The organism is Limosilactobacillus portuensis (assembly GCF_014838735.1).
Lineage (GTDB): Bacteria > Bacillota > Bacilli > Lactobacillales > Lactobacillaceae > Limosilactobacillus > Limosilactobacillus portuensis.
Window position 1 is genome coordinate 1 of record NZ_JABUXQ010000080.1, and the last position, 401, is coordinate 401.

General features: G+C 36.4%; 1 protein-coding gene. It reads right to left on the reverse strand.

What is annotated here, in order from left to right:
* A partial coding sequence (locus tag HUK49_RS10645; RefSeq protein ID WP_191913673.1) for a transposase occupies window positions 1-162 on the reverse strand: 162 nt, incomplete at its 3' end.
* Window positions 163-401: the final 239 nt, after the last annotated feature.

The window sequence follows — 401 nt, forward strand, 5'->3', positions numbered from 1 at the left end:
GTCTTTACCAATCTCCATATGTGCAATCGTAAACCCGTATTTTGAAGCAATCTCATATAGTGATCGCTTCAAGACTTCTTCCACGTGTCCTTTCAGCACTTTGTTACGATATTTAGTTCCCCAAATTAAATGATAATTAAGATTGTATACTTTGTTAACCATGTGTACTTCGTACACAAAAATAGGGCAATTCATCACGTCCTTAAAAGAACGTGTTTCCTTGCCCATTTCCAAAAAACTCGTCTAGTTAATGAGCTAGGCGGCATGAGATTGTTTTGTATTAGGCAGATTGCAAGAAATAACTTGAACGAATTTAGTGACGTAGATTAAGCAAGAAGATCTCGATTGGTGTATGCCAATTAAGACATTTAAGTGGCCGTGAATTCAGATACCAATTGATT